Consider the following 25384-nt stretch of genomic DNA (forward strand, 5'->3'; position numbering starts at 1 on the left):
TATCGCCCATGTCGTTCCGCCTTCCCTTCGTCTGCCGCGCCGCGGCGGGCCCCAGAAGCGTCTCGCGACGGGCGGGGCTCCGCCGGGGGCTTGCCGCGGCGGCGTTGGCGCTCGGCCTTGGTTGGGTCGCCGCCGGCCCGGCCCGGGCGCAGACCCTGGCGCAGCAGGCGCAGCCGGAATGGTTCGTGCCCGGCGGACAGCAGCGCGCGGGCCAGAGCGGCGCCGGGCAGCAGCGCCCCGCGCAGCAGCGGCCACCCCAGCAGCGTCCGCCACAGCCGCGCGTGGACGCGCCGGCGCCGCTGCCGCCCGGCCAGCCGCCGCCGACCCCGGTGATCGGCCTGGTGAACGTGCCGGAGGTGCTGCGCGTGTCCTCCGCCCACGCCCAGGTGCGCGAGGAGATCGAGCGCCGCCGCGCCAGGCTCAACGAGGACCTGCAGCGCGAGCAACAGCTCTGGCGCGAGGAGCAGCAGCGCCTCGGCGCCGAGCGTGCCACCCTCTCGCCCGAGCAGCTGCGCAGCCGCGAGCGCGACCTGCAGGACCGCGTCACCGACGCCCAGCGCATCTTCCGCGACCGCCAGCGCGCCATTGAGCAGGCGGCGCAGCAGGCCCTCTCCGAGGTGGAGCAGGCGCTGGTGGAGGTGATCACGCAGGTTGCCGAGAGCCGCAGCGTGAACCTCGTGCTGCCCGCGCCGGTCGTGATCTTCAACCAGCCGCAGTTCGACCTGACGGCCGAGGTCGCCGACAAGCTGAACGAGCGGCTGCGCAGCGTCGCCATCGCGCCGGAGGGGACCGGGGAGCCGCCACGCCCGGCCGAGACGGCGCAGCAGCCGGCGCAGCAGCGCCCGGCGCAGCAGCGGCCGGCGCAGCAGCAGCGCCGGAACTGACCGGCGGCGGCGTCCCTTGCCGGCCGATCCGCGCTTCTTCCTGCGGGCGGGTCCGTTCAGCCTCGCGGCGGTGGTCGAGGCGGCGGGCGGAACGGTGCGGGGCGCGCCCGCCGACCCGGCGCGCCTGTTCGTCGGGGTCGCGCCGCTGCAGTCGGCCGGCCCCGACGAGGTGAGCTTCCTCGACAACCGCCGCTATGCCGAGGCGCTGCGCGCCACCCGCGCCGGGGCCGTGATCCTGCACCCGGACATGGCCGACCGGGTTCCCGCCGGCACGATCGCGATCGCCGCCGCCGCGCCCTACCTCGGCTACGCGCGCGTGGCGGCGATGTTCCACCCGGAGCCGCCGCCGCGCCCCGGCATCCACCCCACCGCGGTCGTCGCGGCGGACGCCGAGATCGGCGAGGGCTGCGAGATCGGCCCCTACGCCGTGGTCGGCGCCGGCGCGCGCATCGGCCCGGGCTCGGTGATCGGGCCGCACGCGGTGGTGGGGCCGGGGGTGGTGCTCGGCGCGGGATGCCGGATCCACGCCCACGCCTCGATCAGCCACTGCCTCGCCGGCGACCGCGTGGTGCTCCATCCCGGCGCGCGGGTGGGCAACGAGGGCTTCGGCTTCGCCACCACCGCCGCGGGCGAGCACGTGACGATGCCGCAGCTCGGCCGCGTCATCCTCGGCGAGGGGGTGGAGATCGGCGCCAACAGCACCGTGGACCGCGGCTCGGGCCACGACACCGTGCTCGGCCCGGGCACTCGGCTCGACAACCTGGTCCAGATCGGGCACAACGTCCGCACCGGGCGGGGCTGCGTGATCGTGGCGCAGGCCGGCGTCTCGGGCTCCACCACGCTCGGGGATTTCGTGGTCGTTGCGGCGCAGGCGGGGCTGGTGGGCCATCTCTCGATCGGCTCGAGGGCGCGGGTCGGGGCCCAGGCGGGCGTGATCAACGACGTCCCCCCGGGGGCCGACGTGCTCGGCAGCCCGGCCTGGCCGGTGCGCGAGTTCTGGCGGGCGGTGGCGCGGCTGCGCCGGCTGGCCGGCGGCGGCGACGGCAAGGCAGCGGCCGGGACGGGCGGCGGGGAGGAGGCGGGCTGAACGGCATGGACGACGCGATGCGCGCAGACGAAGCGGCGCCGCCGACGGCCGGTGCCGCGCTCGAGGCCTGGGACATCGCCCGCATCATGCGGGCGATCCCGCACCGCTTCCCCTTTCTCCTCGTGGACCGCGTGGTGGAGGTGCAACGCGGCGTCTCCGCCGTCGGGGTCAAGAACGTCTCGATCAACGAGCACTACTTCCAGGGCCACTTCCCGGCCATGGCGGTGATGCCCGGCGTGCTGATCATCGAGAGCATGGCCCAGACCGCCGCCGTGCTCGTCGTCGCGACCCTCGGGCCCGAGGCCGAGGGGAAGCTCGTCTACTTCATGACCGTGGACAACGCGAAATTCCGCAAGCCCGTGGTGCCCGGCGACCAGATGCGGGTCCACGTGCGCAAGGAGCGCCAGCGCGGCAACATCTGGAAATTCTCGGCGGAAGCGAAGGTGGACGGCAAGGTGGTGGCAGAGGCGACCTATTCCGCGATGATCCTGGACCGCTGAGCGTGGACGACGCCCGCCACGCGCCTCCCGCCCTGTCGGAGATCCATCCGAGCGCCGCCGTCGCCCCGGGTGCGGCGATCGGCCGCGGCTGCCGCATCGGCCCCGGCTGCGTCGTCGGCCCCGACGTCACGCTCGAGGACGGGGTCGAGCTCGTCGCCCATGTGGTGGTGGACGGCATCACCCGCATCGGCGCCGGCGCGCGGATCTTCCCCTTCGCCAGCGTCGGCCTCGCGCCGCAGGACCTCAAGTACAAGGGCGAGCCGACGCGCTGCGAGATCGGCCCCCGCACCCTGGTGCGCGAGCACGCGACGATCCACCGCGGCAGCGTCGGCGGCCAGGGCGTCACGCGCGTCGGCGCCGACTGCATGATCATGGCGGTCGCCCACGTCGCGCACGACTGCGTCCTCGGCGACCGCGTGATCCTCGCCAACAACGTCATGCTCGGCGGCCACGTCGAGATCGGCGACACCGTCTTCGTCGGCGGCGGCACCGCGATCCACCAGTTCGTGCGCATCGGCCGTCAGGCCGTGATCGGCGGCATGAGCGGCGTCGAGGCGGACGTGATCCCCTTCGGCTCCGCCATGGGCAACCGCGCGCGGCTGATCGGCCTCAACCTGATCGGCCTGAAGCGCCGCGGCTTCCCGCGCGCGCAGATCCATGCGCTGCGCGCCGCCTTCCGCATGCTGTTCCACGACCCCGGCGTCTTCGCCGAGCGCCAGCAGGCGGTCGAGGCGCGCTTCGCCGGCGATCCCGCCGTCGCCGAGATGCTCGCCTTCATCCGCGCCCCGTCGCGCCGCGGCCTGGTGCGCGTCGGCCGCGCCGCGCCCGAGGAGGAGGCCGGCGAGGAGGGCGAAGGGTGAGCGACGCGGCGGCTCCCGCGACACCGGCTGCCGCGGCCGCCGGCCCGCTCGGCATCATCGCCGGCGCCGGCGAGCTGCCGGTGCGCGTCGCCAGGGCCGCCGTCGCCGCGGGGCGCGAGGTCTTCGTCATCGTCATCGGGGGGCACGGCGACCCGGGCCCCTTCGGCAGCATCCCCAAGGTCGTGCTGCGCCTCGGCGCCGCCGGCCGGATGATCGAGCTGCTGCGCGAGCGCGGCGTGCGCCAGCTCGTGCTCGCCGGGCGCGTGTCGCGGCCCTCGCTGTTCGCGCTGCGCCCGGACCCCGCGGGCGCGATGCTGCTCGCCCGCATCGGCGCGAAGGCCTTCGGCGGCGACGACACGCTGCTCTCCGCCGTGATCCGCGTGCTCGCCGAGGAGGGGTTCGAGGTGGTGGGCGCGCAGGCCTTCCTCGACGATCTGTTCGCCCCGCCCGGGCTGATGACGAAGCGCGCCCCCGACGAGCAGGCGATGGCCGACATCCGCCGCGGCGTCGCCGTGGTGCGCGCCCTCGGCGCGGCGGATGTCGGGCAGGCCGCGGTGGTCCAGCAGGGCCTCGTGCTCGGCGTCGAGGCGATCGAGGGAACCGACGCGCTGATCCGGCGCTGCCGCGACCTGGCGCGGGAGGGCGCGGGCGGCGTGCTGGTCAAGCTGGTCAAGCCCGGCCAGAGCCGCCTCGTGGACCTGCCGACGGTCGGACTCGCCACGGTGGAGGAGGCGGCGATGGCCGGGCTGCGCGGCATCGCGGTGGAGGCCGGCGGCACCATCATCCTCGACCGCCCCGCCATCGTCGCGGCGGCGGAGGAGGCGGGCCTGTTCCTGACCGCGATAGACCCAGAGGATCCCGCCATGAAGGAGACCACGGCGCCATGAGCAGCGGAACGACGACCGGCGGCCGCTTCCTGCACACCATGATCCGGGTCGGCGACCTCGACCGCAGCGTGGCCTTCTACACCCGCCTGCTCGGCATGAAGGAGCTGCGCCGGCGCGACGTGCCGGAGGGCAAGTACACGCTAGCCTTCGTCGGCTACGGCGACGAGGCGTCGAACACGGTGCTGGAGCTGACCTACAACTACGGCGTCGGGAAGTACGAGATGGGCACCGCCTTCGGCCACCTCGCGATCGGCGTGCCCGACGTGAAGGCGACCTGCGAGCGCCTGCGCGCCGAGGGCGTGAAGATCACGCGCGAGCCCGGGCCGGTGAAGTTCGGCACCACGGTGATCGCCTTCATCGAGGACCCGGACGGCTACAAGATCGAGCTGATCGAGCGGGCCTAGCGCCCGCCCGGCCGTCCGCGCCGCGGCCTCCGCGTGCCCGCGCCCGACCCGCTCGGCTTCCTGCGCGACGCGCTCGCGGGGGCGGAGGACGCGGCGCTCGCGCTGCTCGGGCAGGAGCGGGTGCGCCTCGCCGTCACCGGCCTGTCGCGCGCGGGCAAGACGGTCTTCCTCACCTCCCTGGTCGCCAACCTGCTCGCCGCCGGCGCCGGGCTGCGCACGCTGCCGGCGCTGGAGGCGGCCTCGGGCGGGCGGCTGCGGCGCGCGCGCGTCCTGCCGGCGGGCGTGGAGGCGGTGCCGCGCTTCGATCCGCAGGCGCATCTCGCCGCCCTCGCCGCCGATCCGCCGCGCTGGCCGGCGCGGACGGAGGACCTCTCCACCCTGGCGCTGACGCTCGAGCTCGACCGCCGCTCCTGGTTCGGCGGCTTCCTCGGCGCGCGCAGCGTCACGCTGGAGCTGCTCGACTATCCGGGGGAGTGGCTGCTCGACCTGCCGATGCTGCGCCAGTCCTACGCCGAGTGGTCGGCGGCGACGCTCGCCCGGCTGCGGCGCGGCTCGCGCGCGGCGGCGTTCGCCCCGTTCCTCGAATTCGTGGACGCCCTGCCGGAGGGCGCGCCGGCGGAGGACCCGCTCTCCCGCCGCGGCTTCGCCCTCTACCGCGACGGGCTGCGCGCGGCGCGCGACGGGCACGGGCTGCGCCTGCTCCAGCCCGGCCGGTTCCTCAACCCCGGCCCGCGCGGCGAGGCGCCGCTGATGTGGTTCTTCCCGCTGCCGCGCCCCGGGGGCGGCGGCCTCGCCGAGCTCTGCGCCCGGCGCTACGACGCCTACCTCGCCGACCAGCGCGCCGCCTTCTTCGAGCCCTTCTTCCGCCGCTTCGACCGCCAGGCGGTGCTGGTGGACGTGCTCGCCGCGCTGCACCAGGGGCAGGAGGCGTTCGACGACACGGCGGAGGCGCTGGCCGAGATCGCCGCCGCGCTGCGCTATGGCGGCTCCTGGCTCGACCGGCTGACCGGGCAGGGCGTGCGCCGCGTCGCCCTGGTCGCGACCAAGGCGGACCACGTGCCGGCGCGCCAGCGCGAGGCGCTGGCCGCGCTGCTGGAGGACCTCACCGCGGCGCCGCGCGAGCGGGCGCTGGCGGCGGGGGCGGAGACGGGCGTGCATGCGCTGGCCGCGATCCGCTGCACCGAGGACGACGTGGCGACCCTGGAGGGCCGCCCGGTCGGCGCCGTGCGCGGCGTCCTTCTCGAGAGCGGGCGCAGCGCCAAGGTCTATCCCGGCGAGGTGCCGATGCGCCGCCCCGGGCCCGAGTTCTGGCGGCACGGCCGGATGTTCGAGATGCCGGCCTTCCGGCCGCCGCGGCTCGATCCGCACGGCGCGGCGGGCGTTCCGCATCTCGGCCTCGACACGCTGCTGGCCTGGCTGATCGGAGACCTGCTGTGAGCGAAGCGCCGGGCGCGCCGCCGCGCGGGCCGCGGGTGATCCTGGAGGAGGGCGGGGCGCCGCCGCGCGCCGCCGCGCCCCCGCCCCGCGGCGCCGAGGGCCCGCCGGCGCCGCGCCTCGACTTCGGCTGGGAGCGCACCGTCGCGCCGGCGGCCGTGGCGCGGCTCCGGCCAGGGACGGCCTGGTCCACGCTCGGCCTGCTGGGCGCCGGGGCGGGCGTGCTGGTGCTCGGCCTCTCGGCGCTGGAGGCGGCGAACTTCGTTGCGGCGCAGTTCGCGCGCGCCACCTGGCTCGGCGTGCTGACGCTCGGCGTCGCCGGCGCCGGCTACGGGCTGATCGGCGCCGCGCTGTGGCGCGAGGTCCGCGGCCTCGCCGGCCTGCGCAGCGTGGACCGCGCCCGCGCCGCCTTCGCCCGGGGCGACCACGCGACGGCGCGCGAGGAGGCGCTGCGCTGGGCGGCCGAGGTGCCCGCCGCGCAGTCGGTCCTGCCGGCGCTGCGCGGCTGCAACGACCCCGACAGCCTGCGCGCGATCCTGGAGGCGGGGCCGCTCGCGGCGCTGGAGGCGCAGGCGCAGGCGCTCGGCCGGGCGGCGGCGCTGCAGGCCTTCGCGGTGACGGCGGTCAGCCCCTCGGCGGCGCTCGACGCCTTGATCTTCGCCTGGCGCGGCGTGCGGCTGGTGCGCCAGGTCGCCGCCCTGCACGGGCTGCGGCCGGGCGTCGCCGGCACGGCGGCGCTGCTGCGCCGCACCCTGTTCGATGCCGCGACGGTCGCCGCGACCGACGTCGCGGTGGACGCCGCGGCGCGCGCGCTGCTCACCAACCCGCTCCTGGAGAAGTTCGCCGGCGAGGCGGCGGCCGGCGCGGTGGCGGCGCGGCGCATGCTGCGCCTCGCGCGCGCCGCCTCGGAGGCGTGCCGGATCGTGCCGCCGCGGTGAGGGGCCGCGCTACTCGACCCTGATCCCCACCCGCGCCACGATCTCCCGCCACTGCGCGATCTCGCGCCGGATCCGCGCGGCGTAGTCCTCCGGGCTGCCGGCGACGACGCTGTAGCCGAGCCCCTCCAGCCGCGCCTGGATGGCCGGCTCGCGCGCCGGTGCGACCAGCACGGCGTGCAGCCTCTGCACGATGTGCGGCGGCACGCCCGCCGGCGCGATGAAGCCCCACCACCCGACCAGGTCCACGGCCGGCAGCCCGGATTCGGCCATGGTCGGCACCTCCGGCAGTTGCGGGCTGCGCGCCTGGGAGGTGATGGCCAGCGCCCGCAGCCGCCCGGCCTGGACGTGGTTGAAGGCGGAGGAGATGGCGACGAGCCCGTAGGGCACCTCGCCCGCCACCAGCCCGGTGAGCTGCGGCCCGCCGCCGCGGTAGCCGACGAGGTTGAACTCCAGCCCGGTGGCGAGCTGGAGCTGCACCGCCGCGAGGTGCGTCGGCGTCGCGATCCCCCCGTGCGAGACGGCGAGGCCGCCCGGCCGCGCCCGCGCCTCCGCCAGCACCTCGGCCACGCTGCGCGCCGGCGCCGAAGGGTGCGCGAGCAGCAGCAGCGGCGCGGTGACGGCGAGGCCGAGCGCGGTCAGGTCCCGCTCCGTGTCGTAGGGCAGCCGCTCGCGGAACAGGGCCGGGTTGACCACCAGCGCGTTGTCGGCGGTGCCGATCGTGTAGCCGTCCGGCGGCGCGGTGGCGACCGCCTGGGTCCCGGGGATGGAGGCGCCGCCGCCGCGGTTCTCCACCAGGAAGGACTGGCCGGTCGCCTCGGTCGCGCGCTGCGCCAGGATGCGCGCGACGATGTCGCTGCTGCCGCCCGGCCCGTAGGGCACGACGATGCGCACGGGGCGCTCGGGGAAGGCGCGCTGGGCGCGCGCGCGGCGCGCCGGCAGGGCGGCCGCCGCGGCCAGGGCGGCGGCGAGGAGGGCGCGGCGGCGTCGCATCGGCCTTCCTCCTCACCCTTCCAGCCGCACGTTCGCCGCGCGCACCACCTCGCGCCATTTCGCGATCTCGTTGCGGATGAAGGCGGCGTATTCCTCCGGCGTGGTCGGCTGGGGGATGGTGACCATCTCCGCCATGCGCGCGACGACCGCGGGCTCGCGCAGGATCGCCACCACGTCGGCGTTGATCCTGCGCACGATCTCGGGCGGCGTCCCCGCCGGCGCGGCCAGGCCGGTCCAGCCCACCGACTCGTAGCCGGGGGCGAGCGTCTCGGCGAGCGTCGGCACATCCGGAAGCTGCGGCACGCGCTGCGCCGTGGTGACGGCGAGCGGCCGCGCGCGCCCGGCGCGGATGTGCGGCAGCGCGCTCGCGACGCTGTCGAACATCACCGGGATGTTGCCGGCGACGAGGTCGGTCACCGCCGGCCCGCTGCCGCGGTAGTGCACGATGTTGAAGCGCAGGCCGGTGCGGAGCTGCAGCAGCTCCGCCGACAGGTGCTGCGAGGTGGCGGGGCCGGCGGAGGCGACGTCGATCGCGCCGGGCCGCGCCCGCGCCTGTTCGGCGAGCTCGCCGATCGTCCGCGCCGCGAAGGAGGGATGGCAGATCACGATCAGCGGCACGATGGCGACGCCGCTGATCGCCGCGAAGTCCTTCTCCGGGTCGTAGGGCAGGCGCGGCAGCACGCTCGGGTTGATGCCGAAGGTGCCGGAGGTGGCGGTGGTGAGGGTGTAGCCGTCCGGCGCGGCGCGCGCGCCGGCCTCGACGCCCGGGGCGCCGGCGCCGCCGCCGCGGTTCTCCACCACCACGCGCTGCGGCCAGCGCCGGGAGAGCTCGTCGGCGACGAGGCGCGTGAGGAGGTCGGCGGCCTGGCCGGGCGGGAAGGGGACGATGATGCGGACCGGGCGGTTCGGGTAGTCGCCGGATTGCGCCGCGGACGGCCGCGGCGCGGCGAGCGCGGCGACGGCCGCGGCGAGCGCGGCCCTGCGGGTCGGCGTGAAGCCCATGACGTTCCTCCGGATCGGCCATGGCGGCGTCGCGATTCGCGCCGCGTCGGCGCGGCACGATAGGCGGCCGCGACCGCATCCGGAAGGAGCGTCGCGGCCGGTCTCTCGCCAGCAAGTTGCGCGTCGCGCGGCGTCGGTGCGCCGGGGGTCATGGCGACGGCGCCGCGCAGCGCCGTCGCGTGCCGCGCCCATGGCGGGTCACGGGACCGTGAAGGGTCGCGGGGGTTCCCCTGCTGCGTCATGTTGCACCGCCCTCGCCGCTCCGCCAGACTCGCGCGCATCGGTTAGGACGCGAAATGTCGGCCAGCGCAGAGTCCCGGCGCGCGCCGATGGGAGGGGGGCTTTCGGTCCGCGCCCATCTGGCGTTGCTCGTCCTCGCGGTGCTGCTTCCGATGCTGGGATTCGCCGGCATCGCCGTCTGGCGCTTCGCCGAGACGGAACGGGCCCGCATCGTCGCGCAGGCGAGCGGCGCGGCGCGCGAGGTGGCGGCGGCGGTCGAGCGCGACCTCGCGGAGGTGCGCACCATCGCGCGCATGCTGGCGGATTCCGACGCACTGCGGCACGGCGATCTCGCCGGCTTCCACCGCCGCGCGTCGGCGGCCGCCCGCATGCTCGATGCTCGGGTGACGCTGCGCGACGTCGCGACCGGCCGGCTGCTCGTCGACACGGGCCTCCCCTGGGGCGCCGGCCCGCCCGCCGCCGACGGCCGCCTGGGCGAGGCGGAGGCGGAGGTGGCGCGGACCGGCCGGCCGGCGGTCTCGGACCTCGAGAACGGCGGCGGGGAGGGACGGCCCGGCTTCGCGGTGCTGGTGCCGGCGCGGGCTGCCGAGGGCGGCGGCGCGGCCCAGGTCCTCGGCGTCGTGCTGCCCGCCGCGCGGGTGCAGGACATCCTTCTCGACACGCAGCCGGCGGTCATCCCCGGCGCGGTGACGGGCGTGCTGGACGGGCGGGGCGTCTTCGTGGCGCGCAGCCGGGACGCGGAGCGCGCGGTCGGCGAGCGGTCGCTCATCCTCACCGATGCGCTGCGCGCGGGGGGCGAAGGAGGCGTGGCCTTCGGCCGAGGCCGCGAGGGCGTCCCGGCGCTGCTGGCCTATCGCCGGCTCGAGGCCGCCCCCGGCTGGTGGGTCGGCATCAACGTGCCCGAAGCGGCGCTGGAGGCGCCGTTGCGCCGCGCGCTTGCGGTTCTCGGCGGCCTCGGTGCCGCGGCCTTGGCGATCGGGCTGCTCGCGGCGCTGCGCCTCGGCCGGCGCCTGACCGGCGCGCTGCACGCGCTCTCCGGCGCGGCCGAGGCGGTGCGCACCGGTGCGCCGGTGGCGGCGCTGGCCACCCCGCTGCGCGAGGCGAACGAGGTCGGCGCCGCCCTCGCCGACGCCGCGCGCGAGCTGCGTGCGCGGGAGGCGGAGCGCGCCGCCGCCGCCGCCGCGCTCCGCCTCACCGGCGAGCGCTTCCGCGTCGCGCTGCTGCACGCGCCGATCACGGTCTACGCCTGCGACGAGGCGCTGCGCTACACCTGGATCGCCAATCCGCGCGGCGAGGACGACCTGGCCCATGTGCTCGGCCGGCGCGACGACGAGCTGGACTTCGGCCGCCCGGAGGAGCTCGCCGCGCTGATGGCGTTCAAGCGCCGGGCGATCGAGACCGGGGCCGGCGCGCGCGCCGACTTCACCTTCACCGCGCCCGAGGGCGGCGCCGGCCACTACGACGTGACGGCCGAGCCGCTGCGCGACGCCGCGGGGCGGATCGTCGGCGCGACCGTCGCGATGGTGGACGTCACCGACCGCGTGCGCGACGCCGCGGCGCTGCGCCGGCAGGAGGCCCATCTGCGCCTGCTGATCGAGGAGCTGAACCACCGGGTCAAGAACACGCTCGCCGCGGTGCTCGCCATCGCCGTGCAGACGCTGCGCAACGCCGCCGACACGGAGGAGGCGCGCAAGGTCCTGCAGAAGCGCCTGCTCGCGCTCGCCGCGGCGCACGACATCCTGACGCGCACCTGCTGGGAGGGCGCGCTGCTGGAGGAACTGGTCCGCGCCGCCCTGGCGCCGCTCAGTCCCGCCGATCCCGAGCGCCTGCGCATCGAGGGGCCGCCCGTCGCGCTGCCGCCGCGGGCGGCGCTCACCCTCGCCCTTGCCTTCCACGAGCTGGCGACGAATGCGGTCAAGTACGGCGCCTTCTCGTGCGAGTCCGGGCGCGTCGCGGTGGCGTGGACGCTCGACGGCGAGCGCCGACTGCGGCTGCGCTGGACCGAGACGGGCGGCCCGCCGGTCGCGCCGCCGGCCCGCAGGGGCTTCGGTTCGCGGCTCATCGAGCGCAGCCTGGCGCACGACCTCGGTGGGCAGGCGCGCATCGAGTTCCCGCCGACGGGTGTCGTCTGCACCATCGAGGCGGTGATGCCGCCCGCGACCGGCGCGGCTGCGGCTGACGCCATGCCCGTCGCTCCCCCGCCGGCGAACCAGGACGACGCGGCGGGGGCCGCGGTCCCTACGGCGGCCTAGAGCCGTTTTCGCTCGGCGGTGCCCGCTGCGCGGCTCTCGCTCGCTGTTTACCGAGCCGATTCACGCTCCCGGCCGGTTCCAGCCGTCCGCGCTCTGCCCTAGCCGCGGCGCGAAGCCGGCCCGCCCGGTCAGGCCGTCGCCGACCCCTGCGCCGGCTCCGCCGCCGCGAGGATGCGCGCGATCGCCTCGGTGCGGCCGAGCGCGTGCAGGACCGCATCGATCGGCGGGCTCTGCGTGCTGCCGGTCAGCGCCGCGCGCAGCGGCTGCGCGATGGCGCCGAGCTTCACGCCCTTGACGTCGGCATAGTCGCGCAGCCAGGCCTCGAGGTCCTTGCGCTCCCACGGCGCGTCGTTGAGGAACAGCGCGAGGTCGGCGAGCCGCGCGCGCGCCTCCGGCGTCAGCAGCGCGGCGGCCTTGGCGTCCATCGGCGGCGGCCCGTCGGTCACGGCGAAGGCGGCGGCGCCCGCCAGCTCCTCCAGCGTCCGCGCGCGCTGCTTCAGCTCGGGCATCAGCAGCCGCACGCGCTGCGCGCCCTCCGGCCCGAACAGCACGTTGCGCTTCGCGAACCGCTCCAGCACCTCGCGGACCAGACGGTCGTCGTCGGCCTGGCGCAGGTAGATGCCGTTGAGGTGGGTGAGCTTCGCGTAGTCCATCCGGCTCGGGCTGCGGCCGATATCGGCGAGGTCGAAGATGCGGATCGCGCGCTCGCGCGGCACCACCTCCTCGTCGCCATGGCCCCAGCCGAGGCGCAGCAGGTAGTTGCACATCGCCTCTGGCAGGTAGCCCTGCTCGCGGAACTCGAGCACGCTGACCGCGCCGTGGCGCTTGGAGAGCTTGGTGCCGTCGGGGCCGTGGATCAGCGGGACGTGGGCGAAGTGCGGCCGGTGCCAGCCCATCGCGTCGTAGATCTGGCACTGCCGGAAGGTGTTGGTGAGGTGGTCGTCGCCGCGGATCACGTGGGTGATGCCCATGTCGTGGTCGTCCACGACGACGGCGTGCAGGTAGGTCGGGGTGCCGTCGCTGCGCAGGATGATCATGTCGTCGAGTTCGCTGTTCGCGACGCGGACCTCGCCCTGCACCAGGTCCTTGACCACCGTCTCGCCCTCCCGCGGGGCACGCAGGCGGATCGCCGGCTTCACGCCCGGCGGCGCCTCGGACGGGTCGCGGTCGCGCCAGCGGCCGTCGTAGCGCGGCGGGCGGCCCTCCCGCAGCGCCTGCTCGCGCATCTGCTGCAGCTCCTCGGGCGTGTCGAAGGCGAGGTAGGCCCTGCCCATGGCGAGCAGGGCGTGGGCGATCTCGGCATGGCGCGCCGCGCGCGTGCTTTGGAAGACCGGCGGCTCGTCGGGGGAGAGGCCGAGCCACTCCAGGCTGTCGAGGATCTGCCGCACCGCCTCCGGCGTGCTGCGCTGGCGGTCGGTGTCCTCGATGCGCAGCAGGTAGCGGCCGTTGTGGCGGCGGGCGAACAGGTAGTTGAACAGCGCGGTGCGCGCGCCGCCGATGTGGAGGAACCCGGTGGGGGAGGGAGCGAAGCGCGTGCGGACGGTCATGAGCGGCGGCCCCTGGAAAGGGTCGCTCCTCTAGCCCGGCCGGGCGGGGAGGTCACGCCGCCCCCCATCGCGCCGCGGGGACCGGCGCCCGGGCGGGTCGTCAGCGCCGCGTGAGGTCGCCCGGGGGAGGGGAGGGCGGTCGCGCGGCGCCCGCCCAGGCAGGCGGCGCTTCCCTCCACAGTCATGCGCGCGTTAGTTGAATTCATGTCTGGCGCCGGCACGTTTCTTGGCGATTCGGGTGCCCGCCCCGGCCACGCGGGGCTTGCGGCGCGCCTCGGCGCGCTCGCCGAGCGGCTGGCGGCCGCAGCGGGCGGGCGCCTCGCCGCGGAGCGCGGGCGGCTCGCGCCGTGGCTGTCGGTGGCGCTCGGGGCGGGAATCCTGGTCTATTTCGGCCTGCGCAGCGAGCCGGGGGCGGGCTGGCGCTGGCTGCCGCTGCCGCTTCTGGTCCTCGCGCTGCTGCTCGCCCCGCGCCAGCGGCACCTCGCCTGGGGGGTGGGACTTCTGGCCGCCGCGGCGCTCGGCTTCGCCGCGGCATCCTGGCATGCGGCGCGCCAGCCGGCGCCGCTCGCGCTGCCGGCCCGCGCGGTCGTGGTCACGGGCGTCGTGCAGTCCGTCGCGCTGCTGCCGGAGGGGCGTCGCATCGTCCTCGCCGGGGCACGGCTGGACGGCGCGGCGGGCGCCCCGCCGGCGCTGGCGGCTGCGCCGCCTTTGGCGCGGCTGGTCCGGGTGCGGCTGCGGCGCGACGACCCGGCGCGGCCGATGCCCGGCGACCGGGTGACGGTGCGGGCGCTGCTGCGGGCGCCCTCCGCCCCGGCCTATCCGGGCGCCTGGGACTTCCAGCGCGCGGCATACTTCTCCGGCCTCGGCGCTGGCGGCTTCGCTCTCGGGCCGGCGCAGGTGACGCCCGCCGCCGGCGACGCGCCGCCCTTCGCCGGCCTGCGCGCGCGCATCGAGGCCCGGACGATCGCGGCCATCCCCGGCGAGGCCGGCGCGGTCGCGGCGGCGCTGCTGACCGGCGGGCGCAGCGCGATACGGTCCGAGGCGATCGCGGCGATGCGCGATGCGGGTCTTGCGCATCTGCTCGCCGTCTCCGGCCTGCATCTCACCATCGTGATGGGCGCGACCTATGGGCTGGCCCGGCTGCTCGCCGCGGCGCTCCCGGCCGCGCTCGCGCTGCGCATCCCGTCCAGGGCGGCCGCGGCGGTGGCGGCGCTCGCGGCGGGCGGCTTCTACATGCTGCTCGCCGGCGCCGAGGTGCCGATGCGGCGCAGCTTCGCCATGGCCGCGCTGGTCACGCTCGGCATCCTGCTCGGTCGCCGGGCGCTGTCGCCGCGCGGGCTGGCGCTGGCGGCGGCGGCGGTGCTGCTGCTCGATCCGGCGCAGCTCCTCGGGCCGAGCTTCCAGATGAGCTTCGCTGCGGTGCTCGCACTGGTCGCCGGCTGGGAGTGGCTGCGCCCGCGCCTCGCGGCGGCACGGCTGGCGAGAGCCGGCGCCGGTCCGTGGCGACGCGCGGCGGGAATGGCGGTCCTCTGGCTGGCGGGCGGGGCGGCGACGAGCCTGATCGCGGGGGCGGCGACGACCCCCTTCGGCCTGCACCACTTCGGCCGCCTGCAGCTCTACGGCCTGGCGGCGAACGTCGTGGCGGTGCCGCTCACCTCGCTTCTGGTGATGCCGGCCGGCATGGCGGCGGTGGCGCTGATGCCCCTCGGGCTGGAGGGCGCGGCGCTGGTGCCGATGGGCTGGGGGGTGGAGGCAATCCTGGCCGTGGCGCGCGAGGTGGCCTCGTGGCCGGGCGCGGCGCGGCCCATGGCGCCGATGCCGGCCTGGGGGCTGGCGGTGACGGCGTTCGGGATGGCGTGGCTCTGCCTCTGGCGCACCGGATGGCGGGCGCTGGGCGTGCCGGTGATCGCGCTCGGCCTCGCGGCGGGAGCGTTCGAGCGACGGCCGGATCTGCTGGTCTCGGCCGATGCGCGGCTGATCGCGCTACACCTCGCCGATCGGGGAGAGACATTCCTCGAGCGCGTGCCTGGCGGCTCCGCCTTCATGCGCGATGCCATGCTGCGCGGCTGGGGGATGGCGCCCGAAACGGCGCAGCGCTTCCCGATGGCGGGAGATGCGGCAGACGGGGCGGTGCGCTGCACGCCGGTCGCCTGCATGCTGCGGCCGTGGGAGGGGAGCGCGGGCGCCCTGCTGGTGCGCGCGGCGCCCGGCGGCGCCGGGGAGGCGGAGCGCCGCGCGGCGCTGGCGGAGGCCTGCGCCGGCGGCGCCGCGGTGGTGGTCGCCGCCGAGCCGCTGCGGATGCGCTGCCGCGGTGCGGCGGTGATCGACCGATTCAGCGTCTGGCGCGACGGGCCGCACGCGGTCTGGCTGGAGCGCGACGGGGCGCGAGTGGTCTCCGACCGCGCCTGGCGGGGCGAGCGGCCCTGGGTGCCGCCGGAACCGCGCCCGCGCGGCGCGCCGACGGAGCCGTTGGCGCAGGTCGAATAGCGGTTGCCCCGCTCAATACCGCCGCAGCAGCCCGATAAGCCGGCCCTGCACCCTGACCCGATCGGGTCCGAAGATCCGCGTCTCGTAGCGCGGATTGGCCGCTTCCAGCGCGATCGAATTGCCGCGCCGGCGCAGGCGCTTCAGCGTGACCTCGTTGTCGTCCACCAGGGCCACGACGATCGCGCCGTTCTCCGCCGTGTCGCCCCGGCGGATGATCACCGTGTCGCCGTCGAGGATTCCGGCCTCGATCATCGAATCGCCGGAGACCTCGAGCGCGTAGTGCTCGCCGCTGCCGAGCATGGCCGCCGGGACCTCGACGCTGGCGCCGGAATCGCGCAGCGCCTCGATCGGCACGCCGGCGGCGATGCGGCCGTAGAGCGGCAGGTGCACCGCCGCGGCCTCGTTCGCCGCCTTCGCGACGCCGCTGAGGTTCGGGGCGAACCGGCCGTGGATGACGTTCGGGCTGAAGGCACTGGCGGGCGCGGGCAGGGCCGGCGCGGGCGCCGCCGCCGGCTCGGCCGCGGCGGGTGGTGCCGCCTGGCGGGGCGCGACGTGCTCCGGCAGGCGGATCACCTCGAGCGCGCGGGCGCGATGGGCCCGGCGGCGGAGGAAGCCGCGCTCCTCGAGCGCCGTGATCAGGCGGTGGATGCCGGACTTCGAGCGCAGCTTCAGCGCGTCCTTCATCTCCTCGAAGGAGGGGGAGAAGCCGGTCGTGCGCAGATGGCGGTCGATGAACATGAGCAGCTCGAGCTGCTTGCGCGTGAGCATGCGCGGACTCCTTCTCTCCGGCCGGATTCCGGGGCGGCCAGGCGGCGGCCGGCGCTTCCGCGGCGAACAAACCGGCAACCGGAGCCCGTTCTACATAAGTTCGCGACTCGCCGTCAAATGGTTTCTTTCGGCGCGCGTATCAAAGCCCCAATTCGCCCAGCACGATCACCTCCACCGGCGCTCCCGCCGGCAGGGCCGGCGCGTGCGGGGGGCGGAGGATCAGCGCATCCGCCCGCGCCAGCGTCGCCAGCATCGAGCTGTCCTGCACCGGGAAGGGCGTGGCGACCGGCGGGCCCTCCTCGGCCGCTTCCTCGAGCCGGGCGCGCAGGAAGTCCTGCCGCCGGTCGTTCGCCGCCAGCGGCGCGCCCGCCACGGCGCGCCGGGTGCGCGGCGGATCGCCGGGAAGGCCGGAGAGCCGCGCCAGGGCGGGGAGGAGGAAGAGCACGCCGCAGACCAGCGCGCTCACCGGATTGCCGGGCAGGCCGAGCACCGGCGTGCGGCCGAGCCGGCCGAAGATCAGCGGCTTGCCCGGCCGCATCGCGATCTTCCAGAAGTCGAGCGCGAATCCCTCCGGCCCCAGCGCCTGCTGCACCAGGTCGTGGTCGCCCACGCTCGCCCCGCCGGTCGTCACCAGCAGGTCGCAGCCCTGCGCGGCCCGGGCGGCGGCGGCGATGGCGGCGGTGTCGTCGGGCGCGATCGGCAGCACCACCGGCGCGCCGCCGCCCGCGCGCACCAGGGCGGCGAGGGCGTGGGCATTGGAGCTGACGATGCCCCCGGCCGGGATCGGGTCGCCGGGCAGCGCGATCTCGTCGCCGGTGGCGAGGATGCCGACGCGCGGCGCGGCGTGCACCGCGATCCAGGCGTGGTTGGAGGCGGCGGCGAGGCCGATGTCGCGCGCGCTCAGGCGCCGGCCCGCGGGGATCACCGCCTCGCCCTCGGCGAAGTCGAGGCCGCGCCGGCGCACCCAGCGTCCGTGCCGCACCGTCTCCTTCACCAGCACCATGCCGTCGGCGCCGGCCTCGGCGTCCTCCTGCAGCAGGATCGAATCGGCGCCGGCGGGGAGGAAGCCGCCGGTGAAGATCCGCACCGCCTCGCCGGGGCCGACCGCGCCCGCGAAGGGGCGGCCGGCGGGCGCGCTGCCGATCACGCGCAGCCGCGCGCCCTCCTGCGCGTCCGCCGCGCGCACCGCGTAGCCGTCCATCGCCGAGACGTCGGCCGGCGGCTGGGTCAGCCGCGCGACGACCGGCTCCGCCGTCACCCGGCCCCAGGCCTCGGGCAGGGAGACGGTCTCCGGCGCGGTCGGCGCCAGCGCGGCGAGGATGCGGGCGCGGGCCTCCTCGACGGAGAGCATCTCAGGGCGCCTCGTAGGTGCCGGACTTGCCGCCGGACTTGCGGACGAGCCGCACCGCCTCGATGCGCATGCCGCGGTCCACGGCCTTGCACATGTCGTACACGGTCAGGGCGGCGACGGTCACGGCGGTCAGCGCCTCCATCTCGACGCCGGTCTGGCCGGCGAGCTTGACCGTGGCCTCGATCTCCACCGCGTCCGGCGGGGCGGGAACGAGGTCCACGGCGACGCGGGAGAGCATCAGCGGGTGGCAGAGCGGGATCAGCTCGCTCGTGCGCTTGGCGGCCATGATGCCGGCGATGCGCGCGACGCCGAGCACGTCGCCCTTGCCCATCGTGCCTTCCTCGATGCGCGCGAGCGTGGCCGGCGCCATCACCACGCGGCCGCGCGCCACCGCGACGCGCTCCGTCACCGGCTTGGCGGAGACGTCCACCATGGCGGCGCGGCCGGCCGCGTCGAAATGCGTCAGCCGGCCCTGTTCGCGTTCGTCGCTCACGCCGGGGGGGCCGCTCAGAGCGCCTCCACCAGCGTCCGCGCGGCCGCGGCCACGTCGGGCTGGCGCATCAGGTGCTCGCCGACCAGCAGGCAGCGCGCGCCGACCGCCGCCATGCGGCGCACGTCGTCGGGGGTGCGGATGCCGCTCTCGGCGACCGGGATGCGGTCGGCGGGGACGAGCGGCGCCAGGCGCTCGGTGACGGCGAGGTCGGTGGTCAGGGTGCGCAGGTCGCGGTTGTTGATGCCGATCAGCCGCGTCTCCAGCCCCAGCGCGCGCTCCAGCTCGCGCTCGTCGTGCACCTCGGCGAGCACCGCCATGTCGAGGGAGCGCGCCACCGCCTCGAGCTCGGTCGCCTGCTGGTCGGAGAGGGCGGCCATGATGAGGAGGATGCAGTCCGCGCCCATGGCGCGGCTCTCGAACACCTGCCAGGGGTGGATCAGGAAGTCCTTGCGCAGCACCGGCAGCGCGCAGGCGGCGCGGGCCGCGACCAGGTGCTCCGGCGCGCCCTGGAAATAGCGGGCATCGGTCAGCACCGAGAGGCAGGAGGCGCCGCCCGCCTCGTAGGCCCTGGCCAGCGCCGCCGGATCGAACGGGTCGCGGATCAGCCCGCCGGAGGGCGAGGCGCGCTTGATCTCCGCGATCAGCCCGACTCGCATCTCGGCGACGCGGGCGCAGAGCGCGCCGATGAAGTCGCGCGGCGCCTCGGCGGCGGCCGCCAGGTCCTCCATCTCGGCGAGAGGGGTGGCGGCCATGCGTTCGCGCACCTCCTCCTGCTTGTCGGCGAGGATGCGCGCCAGGGTGTCGGGCATGGTCTTGCGCTCGTTCGCTTCGGCGGGGGCCGCGCGGAGCAGGGGGGCGTTCATGTCTGGCCTCTGGCCTCGGGGGGGGTGCACGCTTTCCTGAGCTTCTCGAGCACCGCGGCCGCGGCGCCGGAATCGATGGCCCGCGCGGCCAGCGCCGCGCCCTCGCGCAGGTCCGCGGCCCGGCCGGCCACCACGAGCGCGGCGGCGGCGTTCAGCAGCACCACGTCCCGGTAAGGGCCCGGCGCACCCTGCAGCAACGCGACCAGCGCCGCCGCGTTCTCCGCCGGATCGCCGCCCTTGAGCGCGGCGGCGGGCGCCCGGGGGAGGCCGGCCTCCTCCGGGGAGACGGTGAACTCCCGCAGGCGACCGTCACGGATCTCCACCACCTGGCTCTCGCCCGCGAGGGTGAGCTCGTCGAGCCCCTGGCCGTGCACGACCCAGGCGCGCTCGGTGCCGAGCCGGCCCAGCGCCTCGGCCATCGGGCGCAGCCATTGCGGCGCGAAGGCGCCGGTCATCTGCCGCCGCACGCGGGCGGGATTGGCCAGCGGGCCGAGCAGGTTGAAGATCGTTCGGATGCCGAGCTCGACCCGGGGCCCCGCCGCGTGGCGCATCGAGGCGTGGTGGCGCGGCGCCATCAGGAACACCATCCCCGCCTCGCGCAGCACCTCGGCGAGCCGCTCGATCGGCGTCTCCAGGTTGATGCCGAGCGCCGCGATCGCGTCCGCCGCGCCGGAGCGGGAGGAGAGCGCGCGGTTGCCGTGCTTCGCCACCGGCACGCCGCAGCCGGCGACGACGAAGGCCGCGGCGGTGGAGATGTTGAGCGTGCCGGCGGCGTCGCCGCCGGTGCCGACGATGTCGATCGCCCCGGGTGGCGCCTCGATGGCGAGCATGCGCGCGCGCATGGCGCGCACCGCGCCGGTCATCTCGGCCACCGTCTCGCCGCGCACGCGCATCGCCATCAGCAGGCCGGCGATCTGCGCGGGCGTCGCCTCCCCGGCCATGATGATGCCGAAGGCATGCTCGGCCTCGGACTCCGCAAGCCGCTCGCCGTCGGCGAGGCGGGCGAGGACCGGGCGCAGCGAGGTGTCAGGCTGCGACAATGGGTTGCAGGGTCCGCACGCCCGCGAGCTTGAGGAAGTTGGAGAGCAGGTCGTGGCCGTGCGCCGAGGCGATGCTCTCCGGATGGAACTGCACGCCCCAGAGCGGCAGCGTGCGGTGGGCGAGACCCATGACCAGGCCGTCCTCGGTCCAGGCGGTCAGGGCGAGGTCGGCGGGCAGCGTGGCGCGCTCGACCACCAGCGAGTGGTAGCGCGTGGCGCGGAAGGGCGAGGGGAGGCCGGCGAAGACGTCCGTGCCGGCGTGGTGGATGTCCCAGACCTTGCCGTGCACCGGCTCCGGCGCGCGCACCACCCGTCCGCCGAAGGCCTGGCCGATCGCCTGGTGGCCGAGGCAGACGCCGAGCAGCGGGATGCCGGCCTCCGCCGCGAGGCCGATCAGCGGCAGGCAGATCCCCGCCTCGTTCGGCGTGCAGGGGCCGGGGGAGAGCACGATCGCCTCCGGCCGCAGGGCGAGGGCGCCCTGCGGGTCTATGGCGTCGTTGCGCCGGACCTCGACCACCGCCCCAAGATCGCCGAGGAAGTGGTAGAGATTGAACGTAAAGCTGTCGTAATTGTCGATCAGGAGGATCATGCTGGCGTGATCCTTGTCCCGCCGCGCGGCAGGAATCAAGCGAGGACCCGGGAGGACGCCCTGCGGCGGGCGCAGCGCAGGGGCAGCGCCGTTGCGGGTGCGAGGCCCGGGCCGGCCCGCGCGGTCTCGACGGGGGGACGGCGGACCGAGCGGGGGCGCTGCGATGCGTTCGCCCTTCGTGGCGCGGCGGCCGCGCGGCCGTTCCGCCGCCGGCAGGCCGGCGCCGGGGCGGCGTTGCGGGCGGATCGGCGCGCCCGCCTAGAGCGTCGGCGTCCAGGGGCCCTCGACCGCGTGGCACTCGCTCGCGTCGGTCCAGGGCGGCATGGTGACGCCGAGCGCGACCAGCGGCTCCGCCCCGTCGCAGCGGAACTGGAAGTGCGTCCGCGGCGGGATCGCGAGCGACAGGCCGGGCGCCAGCGCGAGCACCTCCTCCTCCCCCTCCAGGCGGCGCCACATGCGCCCGGTCCCGCTCAGGATGAACCAGAGCTCCTCGAGGCGGTGATGCGCGACGGCGCGCGAGACGGCGCCCGGCGGCAGCGTGAACTGCGCCATCGAGCCGCGGCTGGCGGCGCAGAGGACGCGCACCTCGGAGCCGTCGGGCGCGATGGCGTCGGGCCGCTCGGACAGCCGGCGGGAGGGGAGGCCGGAGGCGGGCGGCGCGGACATGCCGCCGCTCAGACCGGGCAGACCCCGCTCGCGCATTGCAGCGCGGCGAGGTCCACCGCCTCGTGCAGCGCCGGGTCGCGGATCGCCGCGACGGTGGCGGCGAAACGGTCGGCCGGCAGCTCCTCTTCCGGCAGGTACTCGTAGCCGAGGGAGTCGTCCGGCCGGCCCGGCAGCACGGCGCAGCAGCGCACCTCCGGCTGGTGCGTGCGCACGATGGCGCGGAAGGCGTCGAGGTCGTGGCGGTCGGTGAACACCTTCAGGGTGTAGGAGATCTGGTTGCCGCGCTCCTCGCCGATCCAGTGGCGCTCGAGCAGCATCAGCCAGCGGTAGTGCTGTTCCGGCGTCGCCTCCGGCGCGGTCACCAGCCGCTCGCCGAGGCCGAGGCGCTGGATCAGCGGCAGGGTCGGGAAGCCGACCGCCGACATGCCGGGGAAGCTGCGCAGCGTGCGGATCGGGTAGCCGCGGCGCTCGTACTCGGCGAGCAGCGGGTCGGAGTCGGGCGCCCAGCCGCCGTCGGGACCGCGCGTGCCGCGGAACTGCACCCAGCGGAGGTACTGCCGCCGCGCCGGCAGGTGCGCGCCCTCGGTCAGCCCGAACAGCTTGGAGGTGGTGCCGGCGGGCTTGACCGTGGTGACGGTGAGCGGAGGGGCGAGGCCGAGCTCCGCCGCATAGGCGTCGCCCTCCGCCTTCGCCGCGGCGGAGAGCCGCTCCAGCATGGCCCAGAAGGGGGCGGAGCGGGCGGGGTCGAGCAGGTCGTCGAAGGCGAGGCCGAAGCGCATCCAGGCCCATTCGTGCAGGCCGGTCGGGCCGATGCCCATGCGGTTGGTGCGCCGCACCTCCTCCGCGTAGAGCGAATCCATCAGGTTGGCGCGCATCAGGAAGCGCACGCCGAGGCGGACGGAGTCCTCCACCCGCGCGTCCCACAGCGCGGCGGTCGCCTCGTCCACCTGGCCGGGCGCGACCTGCTCGAGCGGCACGGGGCAGGCGAGCAGGGGGGCGAAGTCGCCGATCACGCAGTAGCCGCCGGTGACGTGCAGCACGATCTCGCCGCACGGGTTGGTGGTGGCCGGGAAGTCGGCCGCGGCGGCGCGGCGCGACAGCTCGGCGAGCAGCCCGGCGGCGTGGTCCACCTGGTAGCGCGCGCTGCGGATGTCGCGGCCGTCCGTGTGGACGGGCTTGCGCCGGGCGGCGCCGGTGCGGTGGTCCTCCAGCCTGTCGGCGTTGATGAAGCCGGGCTCGCCGTTGACGTAGGCGCAGCGCGTCGCCTCCTCGAACACGGCGCGGGCGTGGCGGCTCAGCGGGTCGTCCGCTCCCTCGCGCACGCGGCGCCAGAACTCGGCGTCCACCATGACCGAGTTGTTGGCGGTCCAGAGGCCGCCCGCCTCCTTGGCGCGGATGAAGCGCAGCACGCCGGGGTCGCGCCAGGACTTGGTCGCCATGCGCGCGGCGCGGCGGGCGCCGCCGACCTGCACCTCGACCGAGAGGTGGTGGTCCACGAGCAGCGCCTGCTCCCAGGGATCCGGCAGCGCGCCGGCGCGCGCCGGCTCGATCACGGCGCGGCGGATGTTGAGGAAGGCGCGCATCAGCGACAGCGGGCCGGAGGCCGGGCGCCCCTGCATGCCGCCGATCGGGCTGCCGCGCGGGCGGATGGCGGAGAAGTCGAGCAGCACGGCGCGGTCGCGCGCGCCCGCGAAGGCCAGGCTCTCGACCAGCTCGACCGCCTTGGCCCAGCCCTCGCGGCTGTCGGCGACGGCGTGGCGGATGGCGCCCGGCGGGGCGGCGGCCGGGTCGGCGAGGAATTCGCGGGCGAGGAGGTCGCGCACCGCCGCCTCCTGCGCCGCGCCGAAGGCGTCGAGCGGCGTGCCCCAGGGCAGCAGGCCGAACTCCACGCCGATCCGGTGCAGCTCGGCGCGATCGCGCGGCCAGTCCGGGTGCGCGGGATCGAGATGCAGCAGCAGCTCCGGCGCCCGCGCCCAGTCCACCACGACCAGCGCGTCGTCATAGGCGCGGCCGACGCCGCTGCCGTTCAGCAGCAGGTAGAACTTGGCGAAGGAGGCGATCGCCGTCGCGCAGTTGGTGAACACCTCCATGTTGCGCCCGGGCTGCGCCGGGTCGCCGTGCTGCAGGTGCCGGCCGGAAGTGAGGAGCGCGCCGGTGGCGATGGCGTTGCGCAGGCGTGCCGCCTCGACGCGGTCGGTCTCGTCGGGGGCGCGCGGCAGCAGGGCGATGTTGCCGGCGGCGACGCGGTCGGCGACGCGGCCGAAGCACTCGCCGTCGTCCGGGCGGAAGACGGTGCGGCGCGCGACCGCCATCCCCATGCCGGGGTCGAGCGGGCGCGGCGGCAGCGGCGCCTCGCCGAAGCTCGCCCCCGGCGGGGGGCGGCGGCTGATGCTGCGTGCCGCCGCGGTCGGGATCAGTCCGGCCACCGAGCCGTCCATGCGCAATCCTCTCCGTCGCCGATCGATTCGACGGACACAGCATATATGGGTCACCGCCGCTTGGCGACCCTATATCTTGTGATGCGATCCCGTCCCCGGGAGGAGCCGACCGGCCCCTTCCCGCGCGGGCGCGGGGCCGCTTTGATCGCGCCGCGCGGCGGGCGGGGCAGCCCGGCCGCATTCCTGGAGGATTTCCGGCCGATGGCGCTCCGCTGCGACCTCATCATCCGCGACGCGACGATCTTCGACGGCACCGGTGCGCCGCGGCGGGTCGGCGATGTCGGCGTGACCGGCGACCGCATCGTGGCGGTGGGCGACCTCGGCGGCGCCTCCGCCGACCGCGAGGTGATCGCCACCGGCAAGGCCGTCGCGCCGGGCTTCATAGACGCCCACACCCACGACGACCGCGCCGTGCTCTGCGGGCCGCAGTGCATGACCTGCAAGATCAGCCAGGGCGTGACCACGGTGGTGGTGGGCAATTGCGGCGTCAGCCTCTCGCCCGCGCGCTTCGCGACGCGGCCGCCGCCGCCGCTCGACCTGATCGGCGAGGAGGGCTGGTGGCGCTTCGACTCCTTCGGCGACTACGCGCACGAGCTGAAGACGAGGGGCTCGGAGGTGAACACCTACGCCCTCGTCGGCCACCAGACGCTGCGCGTCGAGGCGATGGCGGGGGACGTGATGCGCCCCGCCAACGACCGCGAGATCCAGCGCATGCACCAGCGGGTGAAGCAGTCGCTCGCCGAGGGCGCCTCCGGCTTCTCCACCGGCCTCTGGTATCCGCCCAACATGCACGCCCCGACCGAGGAGGTGATCGCGGTCGCCGAGGCGCTGCGGCCCTTCAACGGCCTCTACGTCACCCACATGCGCGACGAGGCGGACCGCGTCTGCGCCTCGATCGAGGAGACGCTGAAGATCGGCAAGCGCGCCGGCGTGCCGGTCTGGATCAGCCACCACAAGTGCTCGATGCCGGAGAACTACGGCCGCTCCGTGCAGACGCTGGCGCTGATCGCGGCGGCGGCGACGATGCAGGAGGTGGCCTTCGACGTCTATCCCTACCCCGCGGGCTCCACCGTCCTGATGCCGGAGCGGCTGCGCGAGGACGTGAAGGTGATGATCACCTGGTCCGTCCCGCACCCGGAGATGGCGGGACGCTACCTCGACGACATCGCCCGCGGCTGGAACACCGACATCCGCTCCGCCGCCGAGCGCCTGCTCCCCGCCGGCCAGATCACCTTCCAGATGGACGAGGAGGACGTGCGCCGGATCATGGCGCACCCGCTCTCCGTCATCGGCTCCGACGGCATCCCGCACGACCGGCACCCGCATCCGCGGCTCTGGGGCACCTTCCCGCGCGTGCTCGGCCTCTACGCCCGCCAGCTCGGCCTGTTCACCATGGAGACGGCGGTGCACAAGATGACGGGCCGCACGGCGCAGCTCCTCGGCTTGGTGGACCGCGGCGTGATCCGGCCCGGCGCCTTCGCCGACCTGGTGCTGTTCGACCCGCACACGGTGCTCGACAACGCCACCTTCGAGCAGCCGATCCAGCCCGCGACCGGCATCGAGGAGGTATGGGCGAACGGCGTGCCGACCTACGTCGCGGGCAAGGGAGCGACCGGCGAGAAGCCCGGGCGGCTGGTCACGCGCAACAGGGGGTGAAGCGGCGC

The 25384-nt window shown here is 76.0% G+C and carries 22 protein-coding genes; 11 read left to right on the forward strand and 11 right to left on the reverse strand.

What is annotated here, in order from left to right; translation table 11 throughout:
• Nucleotides 1-8 precede the first annotated feature (8 nt).
• The 8 genes from IEX99_RS04270 to IEX99_RS04305 are packed head-to-tail and all read left to right on the forward strand — an operon-like array spanning nt 9 to nt 6994.
• Complete coding sequence (locus IEX99_RS04270) at nt 9-884, forward strand: OmpH family outer membrane protein (RefSeq protein WP_188898764.1); 876 nt, start codon at nt 9-11, stop codon at nt 882-884.
• Nucleotides 885-900: 16 nt separating this feature from the next.
• Entirely contained in the window at nt 901-1971 is a 1071-nt protein-coding gene (gene lpxD / locus IEX99_RS04275; RefSeq protein ID WP_188898765.1) for a UDP-3-O-(3-hydroxymyristoyl)glucosamine N-acyltransferase, read from the forward strand.
• Nucleotides 1972-1988: 17 nt separating this feature from the next.
• Nucleotides 1989-2471, forward strand: coding sequence for a 3-hydroxyacyl-ACP dehydratase FabZ (fabZ, locus tag IEX99_RS04280; protein WP_229677798.1), 483 nt, complete (start codon nt 1989-1991; stop codon nt 2469-2471).
• A 2-nt stretch (nt 2472-2473) separates the two neighbouring features.
• Nucleotides 2474-3331, forward strand: coding sequence for an acyl-ACP--UDP-N-acetylglucosamine O-acyltransferase (gene lpxA / locus IEX99_RS04285; protein WP_229677799.1), 858 nt, complete (start codon nt 2474-2476; stop codon nt 3329-3331).
• Entirely contained in the window at nt 3328-4218 is an 891-nt protein-coding gene (locus IEX99_RS04290) for an LpxI family protein (protein WP_188898767.1), read from the forward strand. Before lpxA ends, IEX99_RS04290 begins: the two co-directional genes overlap by 4 nt.
• The gene (gloA, locus tag IEX99_RS04295) at nt 4215-4622 is read left to right on the forward strand and encodes a lactoylglutathione lyase (RefSeq protein ID WP_188898768.1); all 408 of its coding nucleotides are present in this window, start codon (nt 4215-4217) and stop codon (nt 4620-4622) included. The genes IEX99_RS04290 and gloA overlap by 4 nt, the downstream gene beginning before the upstream one ends.
• A gap of 33 nt (nt 4623-4655) precedes the next feature.
• Nucleotides 4656-6059 carry a YcjX family protein gene (locus IEX99_RS04300; protein WP_188898769.1) on the forward strand — a complete coding sequence of 468 codons (1404 nt, stop codon included), beginning with the start codon at nt 4656-4658 and terminating at the stop codon, nt 6057-6059.
• Nucleotides 6056-6994 carry a DUF697 domain-containing protein gene (locus IEX99_RS04305; RefSeq protein ID WP_188898770.1) on the forward strand — a complete coding sequence of 313 codons (939 nt, stop codon included), beginning with the start codon at nt 6056-6058 and terminating at the stop codon, nt 6992-6994. Before IEX99_RS04300 ends, IEX99_RS04305 begins: the two co-directional genes overlap by 4 nt.
• Before the next feature lie 9 nt (nt 6995-7003).
• On the opposite strand, the gene IEX99_RS04310 is transcribed toward IEX99_RS04305, so the two are convergent.
• A complete protein-coding gene (locus tag IEX99_RS04310; protein WP_188898771.1) occupies nt 7004-7984 on the reverse strand; it encodes a Bug family tripartite tricarboxylate transporter substrate binding protein in 981 nt (326 codons plus the stop codon).
• 12 nt (nt 7985-7996) lie between these two features.
• Entirely contained in the window at nt 7997-8986 is a 990-nt protein-coding gene (locus IEX99_RS04315; RefSeq protein ID WP_188898772.1) for a Bug family tripartite tricarboxylate transporter substrate binding protein, read from the reverse strand.
• A 296-nt stretch (nt 8987-9282) separates the two neighbouring features.
• Between IEX99_RS04315 and IEX99_RS04320 the strand changes: the two genes are divergently transcribed.
• Nucleotides 9283-11478 carry a sensor histidine kinase gene (locus IEX99_RS04320; RefSeq protein WP_188898773.1) on the forward strand — a complete coding sequence of 732 codons (2196 nt, stop codon included), beginning with the start codon at nt 9283-9285 and terminating at the stop codon, nt 11476-11478.
• Nucleotides 11479-11606: 128 nt separating this feature from the next.
• Here IEX99_RS04320 and gltX read toward each other — a convergent pair whose 3' ends face one another.
• Nucleotides 11607-13025 (reverse strand): glutamate--tRNA ligase, encoded by a 1419-nt coding sequence (gene gltX, locus IEX99_RS04325; RefSeq protein WP_188898774.1) that lies wholly within the window; start codon nt 13023-13025, stop codon nt 11607-11609.
• A gap of 204 nt (nt 13026-13229) precedes the next feature.
• Here gltX and IEX99_RS04330 point away from each other — a divergent pair, with 204 nt between their 5' ends.
• Entirely contained in the window at nt 13230-15512 is a 2283-nt protein-coding gene (locus tag IEX99_RS04330) for a ComEC/Rec2 family competence protein (protein WP_188898775.1), read from the forward strand.
• 12 nt (nt 15513-15524) lie between these two features.
• On the opposite strand, the gene lexA is transcribed toward IEX99_RS04330, so the two are convergent.
• From lexA to IEX99_RS04370, 8 genes are all read right to left on the reverse strand, one after another.
• Entirely contained in the window at nt 15525-16280 is a 756-nt protein-coding gene (gene lexA, locus IEX99_RS04335) for a transcriptional repressor LexA (protein WP_188898776.1), read from the reverse strand.
• A gap of 139 nt (nt 16281-16419) precedes the next feature.
• Complete coding sequence (locus IEX99_RS04340) at nt 16420-17631, reverse strand: molybdopterin molybdotransferase MoeA (RefSeq protein WP_188898777.1); 1212 nt, start codon at nt 17629-17631, stop codon at nt 16420-16422.
• A 1-nt stretch (nt 17632) separates the two neighbouring features.
• The gene (moaC, locus tag IEX99_RS04345) at nt 17633-18124 is read right to left on the reverse strand and encodes a cyclic pyranopterin monophosphate synthase MoaC (protein ID WP_268237457.1); all 492 of its coding nucleotides are present in this window, start codon (nt 18122-18124) and stop codon (nt 17633-17635) included.
• A gap of 14 nt (nt 18125-18138) precedes the next feature.
• Complete coding sequence (gene trpC, locus IEX99_RS04350) at nt 18139-18987, reverse strand: indole-3-glycerol phosphate synthase TrpC (protein WP_456304519.1); 849 nt, start codon at nt 18985-18987, stop codon at nt 18139-18141.
• Entirely contained in the window at nt 18984-20027 is a 1044-nt protein-coding gene (gene trpD / locus IEX99_RS04355) for an anthranilate phosphoribosyltransferase (protein ID WP_188898778.1), read from the reverse strand. The genes trpC and trpD overlap by 4 nt, the downstream gene beginning before the upstream one ends.
• Nucleotides 20014-20616: an anthranilate synthase component II gene (locus tag IEX99_RS04360; RefSeq protein ID WP_188898779.1), complete on the reverse strand. Its 603-nt coding sequence runs from the start codon at nt 20614-20616 to the stop codon at nt 20014-20016. Before IEX99_RS04360 ends, trpD begins: the two co-directional genes overlap by 14 nt.
• A gap of 258 nt (nt 20617-20874) precedes the next feature.
• The gene (locus IEX99_RS04365) at nt 20875-21282 is read right to left on the reverse strand and encodes a cupin domain-containing protein (protein WP_188898780.1); all 408 of its coding nucleotides are present in this window, start codon (nt 21280-21282) and stop codon (nt 20875-20877) included.
• A gap of 8 nt (nt 21283-21290) precedes the next feature.
• Nucleotides 21291-23720, reverse strand: a complete 2430-nt coding sequence (locus IEX99_RS04370; RefSeq protein ID WP_188898781.1) for a recombinase — start codon at nt 23718-23720, stop codon at nt 21291-21293.
• Between the two features lie 201 nt (nt 23721-23921).
• Between IEX99_RS04370 and IEX99_RS04375 the strand changes: the two genes are divergently transcribed.
• Nucleotides 23922-25376, forward strand: coding sequence for an N-acyl-D-amino-acid deacylase family protein (locus IEX99_RS04375; protein WP_188898782.1), 1455 nt, complete (start codon nt 23922-23924; stop codon nt 25374-25376).
• Nucleotides 25377-25384: the final 8 nt, after the last annotated feature.

This window comes from Caldovatus sediminis (assembly GCF_014644455.1).
In the GTDB taxonomy this organism is placed as follows: Bacteria; Pseudomonadota; Alphaproteobacteria; order Acetobacterales; family Acetobacteraceae; genus Caldovatus; species Caldovatus sediminis.

Bases quoted from the DNA above. Each gene is read 5' to 3' on its own strand.
- IEX99_RS04270 (WP_188898764.1), top strand. From the start codon at position 9: ATGTCGTTCCGCCTTCCCTTCGTCTGCCGCGCCGCGGCGGGCCCCAGA.
- fabZ (WP_229677798.1), top strand. From the start codon at position 1,989: ATGCGCGCAGACGAAGCGGCGCCGCCGACGGCCGGTGCCGCGCTCGAG.
- gloA (WP_188898768.1), top strand. From the start codon at position 4,215: ATGAGCAGCGGAACGACGACCGGCGGCCGCTTCCTGCACACCATGATC.
- IEX99_RS04310 (WP_188898771.1), bottom strand. From the start codon at position 7,984: ATGCGACGCCGCCGCGCCCTCCTCGCCGCCGCCCTGGCCGCGGCGGCC.
- IEX99_RS04315 (WP_188898772.1), bottom strand. From the start codon at position 8,986: ATGGGCTTCACGCCGACCCGCAGGGCCGCGCTCGCCGCGGCCGTCGCC.
- IEX99_RS04320 (WP_188898773.1), top strand. From the start codon at position 9,283: ATGTCGGCCAGCGCAGAGTCCCGGCGCGCGCCGATGGGAGGGGGGCTT.
- gltX (WP_188898774.1), bottom strand. From the start codon at position 13,025: ATGACCGTCCGCACGCGCTTCGCTCCCTCCCCCACCGGGTTCCTCCAC.
- IEX99_RS04330 (WP_188898775.1), top strand. From the start codon at position 13,230: ATGTCTGGCGCCGGCACGTTTCTTGGCGATTCGGGTGCCCGCCCCGGC.
- lexA (WP_188898776.1), bottom strand. From the start codon at position 16,280: ATGCTCACGCGCAAGCAGCTCGAGCTGCTCATGTTCATCGACCGCCAT.
- IEX99_RS04340 (WP_188898777.1), bottom strand. From the start codon at position 17,631: ATGCTCTCCGTCGAGGAGGCCCGCGCCCGCATCCTCGCCGCGCTGGCG.
- trpC (WP_456304519.1), bottom strand. From the start codon at position 18,987: ATGAACGCCCCCCTGCTCCGCGCGGCCCCCGCCGAAGCGAACGAGCGC.
- IEX99_RS04360 (WP_188898779.1), bottom strand. From the start codon at position 20,616: ATGATCCTCCTGATCGACAATTACGACAGCTTTACGTTCAATCTCTAC.
- IEX99_RS04365 (WP_188898780.1), bottom strand. From the start codon at position 21,282: ATGTCCGCGCCGCCCGCCTCCGGCCTCCCCTCCCGCCGGCTGTCCGAG.
- IEX99_RS04370 (WP_188898781.1), bottom strand. From the start codon at position 23,720: ATGGACGGCTCGGTGGCCGGACTGATCCCGACCGCGGCGGCACGCAGC.
- IEX99_RS04375 (WP_188898782.1), top strand. From the start codon at position 23,922: ATGGCGCTCCGCTGCGACCTCATCATCCGCGACGCGACGATCTTCGAC.